This is a genomic window from Dermatophilaceae bacterium Soc4.6 (assembly GCA_039889245.1).
In the GTDB taxonomy this organism is placed as follows: domain Bacteria; phylum Actinomycetota; class Actinomycetes; order Actinomycetales; family Dermatophilaceae; genus Lapillicoccus.
In genome coordinates, this window is record JAZGVH010000002.1 from 1,184,303 (window position 1) to 1,197,412 (window position 13,110).

13 protein-coding genes are annotated in these 13,110 nt (G+C 74.0%); 4 read left to right on the forward strand and 9 right to left on the reverse strand.

The features are described from left to right. Window positions 1-91 precede the first annotated feature (91 nt). From V3N99_05490 to V3N99_05500, 3 genes are all read left to right on the forward strand, one after another. Complete coding sequence (locus V3N99_05490; GenBank protein ID MEO3936199.1) at window positions 92-976, forward strand: aldo/keto reductase; 885 nt, start codon at window positions 92-94, stop codon at window positions 974-976. Then, window positions 976-1,947, forward strand: a complete 972-nt coding sequence (locus tag V3N99_05495) for an aldo/keto reductase (GenBank protein ID MEO3936200.1) — start codon at window positions 976-978, stop codon at window positions 1,945-1,947. Before V3N99_05490 ends, V3N99_05495 begins: the two co-directional genes overlap by 1 nt. 131 nt (window positions 1,948-2,078) lie before the next feature. Then, on the forward strand, window positions 2,079-3,323 hold the full coding sequence (locus V3N99_05500; GenBank protein ID MEO3936201.1) for a class I SAM-dependent methyltransferase: 1,245 nt from the start codon (window positions 2,079-2,081) through the stop codon (window positions 3,321-3,323). Here the strand turns inward: V3N99_05500 and V3N99_05505 are convergent. Then, entirely contained in the window at window positions 3,274-4,080 is an 807-nt protein-coding gene (locus V3N99_05505) for a hypothetical protein (protein MEO3936202.1), read from the reverse strand. The genes V3N99_05500 and V3N99_05505 overlap by 50 nt on opposite strands. A gap of 99 nt (window positions 4,081-4,179) precedes the next feature. After that, window positions 4,180-5,004 (reverse strand): PfkB family carbohydrate kinase, encoded by an 825-nt coding sequence (locus tag V3N99_05510; GenBank protein ID MEO3936203.1) that lies wholly within the window; start codon window positions 5,002-5,004, stop codon window positions 4,180-4,182. Window positions 5,005-5,079: 75 nt separating this feature from the next. Here V3N99_05510 and V3N99_05515 point away from each other — a divergent pair, with 75 nt between their 5' ends. Next, the gene (locus V3N99_05515; protein MEO3936204.1) at window positions 5,080-6,402 is read left to right on the forward strand and encodes a glycoside hydrolase family 3 N-terminal domain-containing protein; all 1,323 of its coding nucleotides are present in this window, start codon (window positions 5,080-5,082) and stop codon (window positions 6,400-6,402) included. A 110-nt stretch (window positions 6,403-6,512) separates the two neighbouring features. Here the strand turns inward: V3N99_05515 and tsaD are convergent, their stop codons facing one another. The 7 genes from tsaD to alr are packed head-to-tail and all read right to left on the reverse strand — an operon-like array spanning window position 6,513 to window position 13,059. Then, entirely contained in the window at window positions 6,513-7,571 is a 1,059-nt protein-coding gene (gene tsaD / locus V3N99_05520) for a tRNA (adenosine(37)-N6)-threonylcarbamoyltransferase complex transferase subunit TsaD (GenBank protein ID MEO3936205.1), read from the reverse strand. After that, window positions 7,568-8,011, reverse strand: a complete 444-nt coding sequence (rimI, locus tag V3N99_05525; protein MEO3936206.1) for a ribosomal protein S18-alanine N-acetyltransferase — start codon at window positions 8,009-8,011, stop codon at window positions 7,568-7,570. The genes tsaD and rimI overlap by 4 nt, the downstream gene beginning before the upstream one ends. A 38-nt stretch (window positions 8,012-8,049) precedes the next feature. Then, on the reverse strand, window positions 8,050-8,784 hold the full coding sequence (gene tsaB, locus V3N99_05530; GenBank protein MEO3936207.1) for a tRNA (adenosine(37)-N6)-threonylcarbamoyltransferase complex dimerization subunit type 1 TsaB: 735 nt from the start codon (window positions 8,782-8,784) through the stop codon (window positions 8,050-8,052). A 10-nt stretch (window positions 8,785-8,794) separates the two neighbouring features. Next, window positions 8,795-9,991: an alpha/beta hydrolase gene (locus V3N99_05535; protein ID MEO3936208.1), complete on the reverse strand. Its 1,197-nt coding sequence runs from the start codon at window positions 9,989-9,991 to the stop codon at window positions 8,795-8,797. Continuing rightward, window positions 9,991-10,635, reverse strand: a complete 645-nt coding sequence (tsaE, locus tag V3N99_05540; GenBank protein ID MEO3936209.1) for a tRNA (adenosine(37)-N6)-threonylcarbamoyltransferase complex ATPase subunit type 1 TsaE — start codon at window positions 10,633-10,635, stop codon at window positions 9,991-9,993. Before tsaE ends, V3N99_05535 begins: the two co-directional genes overlap by 1 nt. After that, window positions 10,628-11,875 (reverse strand): alpha/beta hydrolase, encoded by a 1,248-nt coding sequence (locus tag V3N99_05545; protein MEO3936210.1) that lies wholly within the window; start codon window positions 11,873-11,875, stop codon window positions 10,628-10,630. The genes tsaE and V3N99_05545 overlap by 8 nt, the downstream gene beginning before the upstream one ends. Beyond that, window positions 11,872-13,059, reverse strand: coding sequence for an alanine racemase (alr, locus tag V3N99_05550; protein MEO3936211.1), 1,188 nt, complete (start codon window positions 13,057-13,059; stop codon window positions 11,872-11,874). The genes V3N99_05545 and alr overlap by 4 nt, the downstream gene beginning before the upstream one ends. Between the last annotated feature and the right edge of the window lie 51 nt (window positions 13,060-13,110).

The window sequence follows — 13,110 nt, forward strand, 5'->3', positions numbered from 1 at the left end:
GCGGGGAACAGCCGAGAGGCGCTGGGACTTGACGCACGAGGACCTACCCGGGTGACGACCGCCCCCGGGACCACGATCGAAGGAGCCACCCATGAGCACGACCACCACGAACCTCGCCGCCCCGTCGGGCACCTTCTCGCTCGGCGGCGACCTGCCCGTCGTCCGCCTCGGCTACGGCACCATGCAGCTGCCGGGCGAGGGCGTCTGGGGGCCTGCGGCCGACCACGACGGCGCGGTCGCCGTGCTGCGCCGGGCCGTCGAGATCGGCGTCACGCTCTTCGACACCGCCGACGCCTACGGCCCCGAGGTCGCGGACGACCTGCTTCGCGAGGCCCTGCACCCCTACTCCGACGACGTCGTCATCGCGACCAAGGTCGGGCTGACCCGGCAGGGCCCGGGCATCTGGACCCCGGTCGGCCGACCCGCGTACCTGCGCCAGCAGGTCGAGCTCGGCCTGCGCCGTCTGGGCCTCGAGCGGATCGACCTGCTCCAGCTGCACCGGATCGACCCCGAGGTGCCGATGGCCGACCAGGTCGGCGAGCTGAGGGCCCTCCAGGACGAGGGCAAGATCCGCCACATCGGCCTGTCGCAGGTCAGCGTCGCCGAGCTGAAGCAGGCCCAGGAGGTCGCGACCATCGTCTCGGTGCAGAACCTCTACAACCTCACCGACCGCTCCTCCGAGGAGCTGCTCGACCACTGCACCCAGCAGGGCATCGCCTTCATCCCGTGGTTCCCGCTCGCCACCGGCGCGCTGTCGAAGCAGGACGGGCCGCTCGCCGAGGCGGCCCGTGCCCACGACGCCACCCCGTCGCAACTGGCCCTCGCGTGGCTGCTGCGGCGCTCGCCCGTCGTGCTGCCGATCCCCGGCACCAAGAGCATCGACCACCTCGAGAGCAACACCGCCGCCGCGTCGATCGAGCTGACCGACGACGAGTTCGAGGCGCTCGGTCAGGCCGCCGCGACGGCAGGCAGCTGATGCGCTACGTCAACCTCGGCGCCACCGGCCTGAAGGTCTCGGCCGTCACAGTCGGGTGCATGAGCTGGGGCGACCCGGCCCGCGGTGGCCACCCCTGGGTGAAGGACGAGACCTTTGCCCGCGACACCATCAAGGCCGCCCTCGACGCCGGGGTGACCACCTTCGACACGGCCAACGTCTACTCCGGTGGCTCGTCGGAGGAGTTCACCGGGCGCGCGCTGGCCGACTTCGCACCGCGCGAGGACGTGGTCATCGCGACCAAGGTGCACGGCCGGATGCGCCCGGGCCCCAACGGTGCCGGGCTGTCGCGGGTCGCGATCCTGCACGAGGTCGAGCAGTCGCTCACCCGCCTGGGCACCGACTACGTCGATCTTTACCAGATCCACCGGTGGGATCCTGAGACCCCGATCGAGGAGACGATGGAGGCGCTGCACGACGTCGTCGTCTCCGGCAAGGCGCGCTACATCGGGGCGTCGTCGATGTATGCGTGGCAGTTCGCCAAGGCCCAGCACGTCGCCGAGGTCAACGGGTGGACCAGCTTCGTCTCGATGCAGGACCACTACAACCTGATCTATCGCGAGGAGGAGCGCGAGATGCTGCCGCTGTGCCTCGACCAGGGCGTCGGTGTCATCCCGTGGAGCCCCCTCGCCCGCGGCCGCCTCACCCGGGCGTGGGACACGCAGACGTCCCGCACCGAGACCGACGAGTTCGGTGGGTCGCTCTACCGCGACGAGGACGCCGACGTCGTGGCCACGGTGCTCGAGGTGGCGCAGCGCCGGGGCGTCTCACCGGCCCAGGTCGCGCTGGCCTGGGTGATGGCCCAGCCGGCCGTCACGTCGCCCATCGTCGGGGTCACGAAGCCGGAGCACCTGGCCGACGCCGTCGCCGCGGTCGACCTCGAGCTGAGCGACGACGAGCTGCAGGAGCTGTCGGCGGGCTACCTCCCGCACGCCGTCGCCGGCCACCGCTGACCGGCACGACCTGACCTGACCCGACTCGACGCTGCGTCGACGGACGTGACTCAAGGAGATCCACGAGCCCGAGTGCGTGGACGCTGCGTCGACTGGGTTCGGCGGGGCACGGCATACGGGAGGATGGGCGGATGGACCTCGCCTCGATCAGCCTGCTCGTCGGCGGCGAGGGGTGGGGGCTGCTGCAGTCGCTCCCTCCGTACGACGCCTCGACCGAGCTCGCGCTCCAGACGCGCCTGCGCGACGCGGGCTTCGCACCCGAGCTCGTCGCTGCCGCGCTGACCCAGTCGCGACTGCGGGCCAAGGCGACCGACAAGCTCGGCGAGTTCGCCTCGGAGATGCTGTTCACCCCCGACGGGCTCGAGCAGGCGACCCGCCTCGAGGTCGCCGCGCACCACGCCTCGCGCTACCTCGGTGCCGGCATCGGCACGGTGCACGACCTCGGGTGCGGCATCGGCGCTGACGCCATGGGCTTCGCCGGGCTCGACCTCGGCGTGCGCGCGATCGAGAGCGACGACGTCACCGCGGTCGTGGCCGGCGTCAACCTGCGCCACTGGCCCGACGCCACGGTCGTGCACGGCCGGGTCGAGGACGTCGCGCTCCCCAGCGGCTCTGCGCTGACCGATACCGGGCTCTGGCTCGACCCGGCCCGACGCACCCGGGGTGCCGCCGACGCGCAGGGCCGCTCACGCAGGGTCTTCAGCCTCGAGGCGATCTCGCCATCGTGGTCGCAGGTGCAGGAGCTCGCCGCTCAGGTGCCGGCGACCGGGGTCAAGCTGTCACCGTCGTTCGCCCACCACGCCGTCCCCGACGGCACCGAGGCCCAGTGGACCTCGTGGGCGGGCGAGGTGCTCGAGTGCGCCGTGTGGTGGGGACCATTGGTGCGCAACGTCGGCCGCACCGCCCTGATCTGCCGCCCCGGGGTCGCCCCCGTCTCGCTGGGTGAGGTCGACGCCGTCGGTGCGCCCCCTCCGCTGCGCGCCGGGCCGGGTCTGGGCACCGGATCCGGCCTGGGGGCCTGGCTCTACGAGCCCGACCGTGCCGTCATCCGCGCCGGGCTCACCGGGGCGCTGGCGCACCTCGTCGACGGGCAGGAGCTCGACGCGGGCGTCGGCTACGTCACCGGAGACACCGTCGTCGAGGTGCCGTGGGCCCATCGCTACGCGGTGATCGAAACCCTGCCGTGGAACCTCAAGGCCGTGCGAGCACTGCTGCGCGACCACCGGATCGGGCGCCTGACGATCAAGAAGCGCGGGGTCTCACTCGAGCCGGACGCCGTCCGGCGCCAGCTGCGGCTGCGCGGCGACGAGGAGGGCACCCTGGTGCTCACCCGGCTGGCCGGTCAGCCGTATGCCGTGCTGGTTCGTCCGTCCTGAGGCCGGGCCAGCCAGCCCGGTCGGCCCGAGACGTGGCGCGCAGCAGACGCAGCGCCGCCAGGAGGTGGCAGTCGTCAGTGGCATGGGCCTGTTCCTTCGCGTCGTGGTCACCGTCGGTATCGACGTCGTCGGCCTCGTCGTCCTCGCGCCCGTCCAGACCGTCGGCACTGAGCCAGAGCAGCATGCCTGCGGTGACGGCGAGCCCGACGAGCAGCAGGATCGCGGTCGCCCCCAGGAACCGCCCGGTCTGGGTCGGGTCACCGAGCCGCCGCACGACGGCGAGGCCGAAACCCCTGGGGCCGGATTCCCGCTCGCCGGTGAGGGTGGCCGTCTCGGATGCGGCAACGGCCACGACCTCGAGCAGCACGCCGACGAGCACCACCGCACTGACGGCGGTCACCCCACGGCGGCTGATCGTCTGGGCACCGAGACGGTAGAGCACCGCTGCACCGAGCGCCAGACCCACGGCGGCCAGCACGGTGACCGAGCCGGAGCGTCCCGTGGTGAAGGCGATCGCCACCCCGACGGGCACCGCGGCGGGCGCGAGGAAGAGTCCGTGGGCGATGCGCTCCGGGCTGGGGCCGCCGAGGTCGACCGGGGTGAACCCGGTCGGCCGGTCGAGCGAGGTGGTCCAGTAGGGAGCGGCCTCGGTGCCGCGCTCAGCGCTCGGCAGGGCGGCGAATCCAGCGGCGATCCGGTCGCTCAGGGGCGTCTCGGACGGCTCGACTGCCTGCCGGCCCGTGGCATACGTCGTCATGGCGCCCCCTTGTGAGCCCACGCTCCCTCGTCAGGAGGCGCAGCACCGGGTGCGCCGCACCTGTCCATATTAAACGCTTTTAGACAGTTTTATTCGGTTTCAACGAAGAGCAGGGTCGGTCTGGGCCCCGACTCGCTGCACCGCCACCGTCCCGGCGTCGGTGGCCGCCTGCAGCGCCTCCGACCGGCCGGCCCCTCGCGCGAGGGCGGCGGCCAGCGCGCCGCAGTAGGCGTCTCCGGCGCCGGTCGTGTCGATGACGCGCTCGAGGCTCGGGGCGTAGACGCGCTCTCCGTCCCAGACCGACCCGGCGCCCCCGAAGGTCACCAGAAGCGAGCTCGGCAGGCCCTCGCCGTCGGCCAGCATCGCGGCCTCCGACTCGTTGACGACGAGCGGGTCGGCGAGGGCGACGACGTCACCCGGCAGGGCGGCATACGGGGCGGCGTTGAGCACCACCCGCGCCCCGCGCGCGTGGGCCCGGCGGGCGGCCTCGACGACCGTCGGCAGCGGCACCTCCAGCTGCAGCAGCACGACGTCGCCCGGACCGACGTCGTCGAGCGGCCCGAGCTGGTCGACGCCCAGGTGGCCGTTGGCGCCGGGCACGACGACGATGGCGTTCTCGCCGCCCCCGTCGACCGTGACGATCGCGTGGCCCGTAGTCTCGTCGTCGACCACGGTCAACGCCGGCCGGATGCCGCGCGCCACGAGCCGGCGCGCGTAGGCCTGACCAGCCTCGTCACCCCCGATGCACCCGAGCATCACGACCTCGGCGCCCGCTTCGGCTGCGGCGACGGCCTGGTTGGCCCCCTTGCCCCCCGCCAGTCGCCGCAGGTCCTCACCGAGCACGGTCTCACCGGGCGACGGCATGCGCTCGACGCGGATGACGAGATCGATGTTGAGCGACCCGACGACGACGACACGACCCATCGCCCCACCGTATGCCGTGGCCCGGCCGTCCGCGCTCGTCTTGTCACGGGTAGCCCTGCCGGTTAGCGTCGGGCCATGCGGACTCCCCCCTCGCGCACCCTCGCCCGCCTGGCGCTCGGGGCTGCCGTGCTCGCCGTCGTGGGCGCGTGCGCCGCGCCGCCGGAGCAGGCGGCGGGGCCGACGGCCGTGGGCACCCCGACGACCTCGGCGCCCGCGAGCACGACCGAGACCCCCACGACCGGAGCGAGCCCCACCACCTCGGCGGCCCCGAGCACGTCCCCCTCGTCGCCCTCGTCGCCCACGTCGCCCACGTCGCCCACGACGCCCACGACGCCCACGTCGACCGGCACCTGCGCCGCTCGGGTGCAGCAGCGGCTCACCGTCGCGCAGCGGGTCGGCCAGCTGCTCATGGTCGGCATCCAGCCGTCAGCGGCGCCGTCGGGGCTCGACACGGTGATCACCCGTGAGCACCTCGGTGGCGTGATCTACCTCGGTGGCTGGATCGGGGCGCAGACGGTCGACGCCACCTCGGCGCACCTGCAGGACGCGACGGGGCCGCAGGGCACCGGAGACGTGCGACTGCTCGTGGCCGCCGACCAGGAGGGCGGGCAGGTGCAGCAGCTCAAGGGAACGGGCTTCTCGACCCTGGCCTCGGCCCTGTCCACGGGCACCCGGTCGACGGGCGAGATCACGGCCGTGGGCGCCCTGGCCGGGCGCGAGATGCTGGCGGCCGGGGTCAACGTCGACCTCGCCCCCGTCTCCGACACGGTGCCCGCGTCGCTCGGCCGCGGCAACGGGCCGATCGGGCGCTACGACCGGCAGTTCGGCTCGGACCCCGCCGTCGTCGCTCGCGCGGTCGCCGCCTTCACGAGCGGGCTGCGCTCCAGCGGGGTCGTCGCCACGGTCAAGCACTTCCCCGGCATCGGCCGGATCGTCGCCAACACCGACACCTCGAGCACCGGCATCACCGACGAGACGACGACCGTGACCGACGCCTACCTCCAGCCGTTCGTCAGCGGCATGCGAGCGGGCGCGGGGATGGTCATGGTCTCGAGCGCACGCTATCCCCGCATCGACGCGCAGTCGCAGGCCGTCTTCTCGCGTCCGATCATCACCGACCTGCTGCGCGGACGGCTCGGCTGGAAGGGCGTCGTGATCACCGACGACGTCGGCGCCGCCCGCGCGGTGTCAGCGGTGCCGGTCGGCGAGCGGGCCACGCGCTTCGTCGACGCCGGCGGCGACATCGTGCTCACCGCCTCCGGCGCGACCGCCCCCGTGATGGCGTCGGCCCTCACGACCCGGTATGCCGCCGACCGCGCCTTCGCCGCCAAGGTGGAGGCCGCAGTGGGCCGGGTGCTCGCGCTCAAGCAGGGCCTGGGGCTGCTCCCCTGCGGCTGAGCGACGTCTCACCCCGACCAGGTGGGGTGAACGGTCGCCGCCCGGAGCGACGTCCTACCCCGCTGCCGACTGCCGAGGCGCCGCACCCGCTACGCCTGCACCTGCACCTGCTATGCCTGCACCTGCTGCACCGGCATCGAGCTGTCGGTCGGGAGCCCGAGCAGGGACGGTGCCCGCCCGCGGGCGACCATCTGGGCGCCGAGCGCCGCCACCATCGCCCCGTTGTCGGTGCACAGTCCCGGTCGGGGCACCCGGAGGCGGACGCCGGCCGCGTCGCAGCGTTCCTGGGCCAGCGCACGGAGCCGGGAGTTGGCCGCGACCCCCCCGCCGATGATCAGGTCGTCGACGCCCTGCTCGGCACAGGCCCGCAGCGCCTTGCGGGTGAGCACGTCGACCACCGCCTCCTGGAACGACGCGGCGACGTCCGCGACCGGCACCGGCTGGCCCGACTCCTCGCGCGCGCGCACCCAGCGCGACACCGCGGTCTTCAGTCCCGAGAACGAGAAGTCGAACTCGTGCCGCACCAGGTCCTTGCCCGCGGTGAGCCCCCGCGGGAAGGTGATCGCCACCCGGTCACCCGCGCGCGCGGCGCGGTCGATGTGAGGTCCCCCCGGGAAGGGCAGACCGAGCACGCGAGCCACCTTGTCGAAGGCCTCGCCCGCCGCGTCGTCGATGGTCGCCCCGAGGGGGCGCACGTCGGCGGTCACGTCGGGCACGAGCAGCAGGCTCGAGTGGCCGCCGGACACGAGCAGGGCCATCGTCGGCTCGGCGAGCGGGCCGTGCTCGACGACGTCGACGGCGACGTGCGCGGCGAGGTGGTTGACGCCGTAGAGCGGCTTGCCCAGCGCGACGGCCAGCGCCTTCGCGGCAGCGACCCCCACCAGGAGCGCGCCCGCCAGCCCGGGCCCGGCGGTCACGGCGATCGCGTCGACGTCGGCGAGGCGCACCCCCGCGTCGCGGCAGGCCCGCTCGATCGTGGGCACCATCGCCTCGAGGTGCGCCCGGCTCGCGACCTCGGGGACCACGCCGCCGAAGCGTGCGTGCTCCTCCACGCTGCTGGCGATGGCGTCGACGAGCAGGGTCTGCCCGCGCACGATCCCCACGCCGGTCTCGTCGCACGAGGTCTCGATGCCGAGCACGAGCGGCCCGTCGGGCGATGGGCTGGTCACGGCGTCCTCCGGTCGAGCAGGGCCCGCATGACGACGGCGTCCACGTCACCGGGCTGGTAGTAGCGATGCCGTATGGAGAGCCGGTCGAAGCCGTGCCGCTCGTAGAGCCGCAGCGCCGGCTCGTTGTCGGCCCGCACCTCGAGCATCACGGCCTGCGCCCCCGACTTCGCCGCCCGGTCGAGCAGGGTCGTGACGAGCAGGTCGCCGAGCCCGGTCCCCCGAGCCGGCGGGGCGACGGCGACGGTCATCACGTCGGCGACGTCACCGCCGAGGTCCAGCCCGGCATAGCCCACGACCGCGCCCTCGGCGGCGGTCGCGACGACGTAGACGCGACGTGGGCGACCGGCGAGCTCGGCCCACCACGTCGCCGGTGGCCAGGCGTCGGCGGCGAAGAGCTCGGCGTCGAGGACGGTCAGCACGGGGATGTCGGTCCAGGACATCGGCCGCAGGCTCACGGCGGGCCGAGCGGTCACCATCGTCATGCCGACCCCGAGGGCCCCGGCGGCACGGCGGACACCAGCGGCACCGACGGCACCGACGGCACCGACGGCACCGACGGCACCGCGTCCGGGCGTCGCAGGTAGAGCGGCTCCTGCTCGTCGACGGCGTCGGCCGCGGCCAGCCGGGCGACGACCAGCTCAGCGAGGGCGGCCCCCGACACGTCGAGGAGCGCGGCGATGCCGCGGCCGAGGACATCGGGGTACAGCTGCGGTCCGCGACCCACGGTGGGCAGCCTCGCGACCTCGGGGGGCAGGTCGCTCGGGCGGCTCACAGCGGGGTCCGTGAGGCGGGAGAACCCACCCGCGCTCGACGGTGCGAACCCGTACGTCGCCCAGTAGACCTCCTTGCGCCGGGCATCGGTGGCGACCAGCAGCTCACCGTCCCGGACCTCACCCCCGGCCACGGCGGCGTGAGCGAGGGCGTCGAGGCTGCTGAGGCCGTGCACCCGTGCGCCGACGGCGAGGGCGAAGGTGCGGGCCGTGACGACCCCCACCCTCAGGCCGGTGAAGGGGCCCGGACCGAGACCGACCGCGACGTCGGTGACGTCGGTCGATGCCGCGCCGACCTCCGCGAGGGCCCGCGCGATCCCCGGGGCCAGGTGCTCGGCGTGGCCGCGGGCGTCGAGGGTCGTGACCTCGGCGAGCACCGCCGACCCGTCGTGCAGGGCCACGGTGATCGCCGTGGTCGACGTGTCGAGGGCGAGCAGGAGCACGGGAGGAAGGCTATCGCGCGCGCTGGGGCCGGCGTTCCACCCGCGCCTGCTCGATGCGCCGCCGCTTGCCGACATCGGTGACCACCTGGAGCGTGGGCAGTCGGTGAGTGGCGGTCGGTGGGGCCGGCGCCCGCACGGCCCGCTCCCCGAGGGCCACCAGCTGCTGGCTGAGCACCTCGGGGTGCTCGAGCATGATGATGTGCCCGGCCTGGCGCAGGACGACGTGCTGCGTCCCCGGCACGGCTGCGACGATGGCCTGGCTGTGCGACGGCGGGGTCAGGATGTCGTTCTCGCCGTTGAAGACCAGCACCTGCGCCCCGTCGTATGCGCCGAGCGCCGCGACCTTGTCGTAGTCGTCGAAGACGGGGGCGAAGGACGACATCACCCGCAGGTCGACGCCCAGCAGCATCCGGCCCGCCAGACGCACGATGCGGTGCGGCACGGGCGACGCGAAGCAGTAGCGCTCGACCACGAGGTCGGCGAGGTCGCGGTTGGCCCGCCGCAGGGTCTGGAGCAGCTGGGGCCGGTCGGCGAGCAGGGCCACCGCGCCCGGCGCGAGGCGCTCCATCAGGCTGCGTGCGACCCTGGCGGTCAGGTCTGCGCTCGCCAGGGCCCCGCCTGCCGAGGTGGCGACGAAGGCGGCAGCGACGACGCGCTCGCGCACCAGGCCGGGGTGGCTCTCGGCGAGGGCCAGCATGGTCATGCCACCCATCGAGTGCCCGCCGAGCAGCAGGGGTCCGTCGGGGACGACGTTGGCGATCACCCGCGCGAGGTCGTCGCCGACCTGCTCGAGGGTGCAGGACGCCGCGTCACCCTTCTCGGAGCGCCCGTGGCCACGCTGGTCCCACACGACGACGCGGTAGCCGGCCCGCGTGAGCGCCCGTCGCTGGAAGACCCAGCACTCGCTCGTGAGGCAGTAGCCGTGGGTGAGGACGACCGTGGGGCGAGGCTGGCTCACGCCGTTCACCTGCACGTGGGTGCTCGCGCCGTCCACCGGGTCGTCGATCTCGACGTGCAGTGGCACCCCGTCGCCGGTGACGACGGCCACCTCGCGGGTCGGCACCGCCACGAGGTCGGCTCCGGTCTCGAGCGCCTCGCCCCGGCGGCGGTTGACCCGCTCGGCGACCACGCCCACCGCGGTCGAGGACACCGCGAGACCCACCCCCACCCCGAGCCCGACGAGCCCGCGCGGGCTCCACGGGGCCATCACGAGCCTCGGGCGGGCGGCAGGACGACGGGGGCTTGGAGGGCGACCAGGGCCTGGAGGGCGACGAGGGCTTCGAGGGCAGCGCGGGCCGGCGGGCTCCCCCACCGGGGTCCGACCGCCATGAGGGTCGCCGTCCGCGGTGTCTCGTCGGTCTCGTCGGTCTCGTCGGTCTCGTCGGTCTCGTCGGTCTCGTCGGTCTCGTCGCTCGGTTCGGGCGGATCGGTCGGGTCCGCGGTGGTGCGCAGCACGAGCTCGAGGTAGTCGGGCGACAGCAGCGACGCGAGGCCGTGGCCCCACTCGACGACCGTCACCGACTCCTCGACGGACGCGTCCAGGTCGAGGTCGTCGAGCTCGAGCGCGCCGCCGAGTCGGTAGGCGTCGACGTGCACGAGCGCCGGCCCGTCGACCAGCGACGGGTGCACCCGCGCGATGACGAAGGTCGGAGAGGTCACCGGGCCGCGCACTCCGAGCGCCTCGCCGAGGCCCTGGGTGAGCGTGGTCTTCCCCGCGCCGAGGTCACCGGTGAGCACCAGGAGGTCACCCGCACCCAGGGCGCCGCCGAGGGCTCGGCCCAGCTCGCGGGTGGCCTCGGCACTGGGCAGGTCGAGAGAGAGAACGACCGTGTTCCCTTGCGGCTCAACCACTTTCGGCCTGCTGCGCCCGGGCCGTCTTCCGATCCGACGACCCACCGACCCGCCGGCTCCGGCGGTCACCACGGGCCTTGTCGATGCGGCGCCGCTTGTCGACGTTGGTCACGACCTGACGTGTGCGCGGCCTGTCGGTGGTGAGCAGACCGGCTGCCGCGGCCCGGACGGCCCTCTCCCCCAGCGTCACCAGCTGCTGGCTGAGCACGTCGGGGTGCTCAAGCATGATGACGTGACCGGCGTTGCGCAGCACCAGGTGCTCCGCGCCGGGGATCGCCTCGACGATCGCCTCGCTGTGGCTCGGCGGCGTCAGCACGTCGTTCTCGCCGTTGAAGACGAGCACCTCCGCGCCGCGGTAGGCGGCGAGCGAGGCCACTTTGTCGTAGGCGCTGAACGCGGGCGTGAAGGACGACATGACCCGCAGGTCGGTGCCGAGCAGCATCGTGGCCGCCAGCCGCACGATGCTGCGGGGCACCGGCGACGCGAAGGAGTAGCGCTCGACGAGGAACTCCGACAGGTCGCGGTTGGCCCGCAGCAGGCCGTGCAGCAGCTGGGGCCGGTCGGCGAACAGGCCGGCCGTGCTCGGGCCGAGCCGCTCGAGCAGCACGCGACCCACCGAGGTCGCGAGGTCGCCGCCGGCCAGGGGCATCCCGCCCGGCGAGGTCGAGACGAAGGCTGCGGCCACCACGCGGTCGCGCACCAGGTCGGGCTGGTGCTGGGCGAGACCCAGCAAGGTCATCCCGCCCATCGAGTGCCCGGCCAGCAGCAGCGGGCCCTCGGGCACCGCCTGCGCGAGCACGTGCAGCAGGTCGTCGCCGAGCTGGTCGATCGTGTAGGACGCCGGATCGCCCTTCTCGCTGCGCCCGTGGCCGCGCTGGTCCCAGACGACCACGCGGTAGCCTGCCCGGGTCAGCGCCCGGCGCTGGAAGACCCAGCACGCACTGGTCAGGCAGTAGCCGTGGCTGAGGACCACGGTGGGAAGCGGGTGGGCGACACCGTCGACCTCACGGGTCGTCGCGCTCCCCGGGGCGGGGTCGTCGACCTCGACGTGGAGTGGCACTCCGTCCGACGCGAGCACCGCGAGCTCGGACGACGGCTCGGCGACCAGGCTCTCACCCGTCTCGAGGGCACGCCCTCGACGACGGTGGATCTGCTCGGCGACGACGCCGACGGCGGTGGCCGAGACGGCCAGGCCGGCCCCGACCCCCCAGCCGACGAGACCTCGGGTGCTCGGGCTCATGGCGCTGCTCCTGATGTGCTCGTGGCTCGCACTACTGACGCGACAAGGGGGTTCGTCACCAGGCGGGGCACTCGCGGCCCGACCCGAGTGACGATCTCATAGCTGATGGTGCCCGTGGCGTCGGCCCACTCCTGAGCCGTCGGCCCGGTGGGGTCGGCGCCGAAGAGCACGACCTCGTCACCGGCCCGGGCGTCGCTGTCGGGGCCGAGGTCGACGACGACCTGGTCCATGCAGACCCGCCCGGCGATCGTGTGGCGTCGGCCTGCGACCGACAGCGGGCCGACGTTGCTCGCGGCCCGCGGCAGCCCGTCGGCGTAGCCCATCGGCACGATGCCCAGCACCGTCTCGGTGGCCGTCGTGTAGAGGTGGGAGTAGCTGACGCCCTGCCCGGCCGGCACGCGCTTGACCAGGGCGAGCCGGGCGGTCAGCGTCATCGCGGGCACCAGCCCGAGGTCGGTCGACGACGCGACGGTGGGCGCGGGGGTGAGCCCGTAGCAGGCGATCCCGGGGCGCACGAGGTCGTAGTGCAGGCTCGGGTCGAGCACGACGGCGGCCGAGTTGGCGATGTGCCGCACCTCGAGGCGGCACCCGGCACCCTCGGCCCGCCGCACGGCGTCGTCGAAGACCTCCTGCTGGAGGCGGGTGACCGGCGAGCCGGGCTCGTCGGCGCACGCGAGGTGCGACCACACCCCGACGACGGTGACTGCGCCTTCCGCCTCGAGCGCGCGGGCGCGGTGCACGAGGTCGGTGAAGGCGTCGCCGTAGGCGCCGCCCCGGGCCAGCCCGGTGTCGACCTTGAGGTGCACGCGGGCGGCCAGGCCGGTGCCGCGGGCCGCGGCCGCGATCTCGTCGAGGTCCCACCGAGCGGAGGCACTGAGGTCGATGTCGCGGGACAGCGCGGCGCCGAAGTCGGTGCCCGGCACGTGCAGCCAGGTGAAGACCCGTCCGCCCGCACCCGCGTCGCGCAGCGCGACGGCCTCGGACTGCTGCGCCACGCCGAGCCAGGTCGCGCCGCCGGCCAGGGCCGACGTCGCTGCGGTGAGCAGCCCGTGCCCGTAGCCGTCGGCCTTCACCACCGCCATCACGTCGGCGCTCCCGCTGCGCGCCCGCAGGGCCGCGACGTTGTCCCGCAGGGCGGCGGCGTCGACGACGGCGGTCACCGGCGCGGTGGGAAGAGCACTCACAGCCCGATTTTGTCAGGTGACCCGGTGACCTCGTGCGCCGCCTCGCCCGAT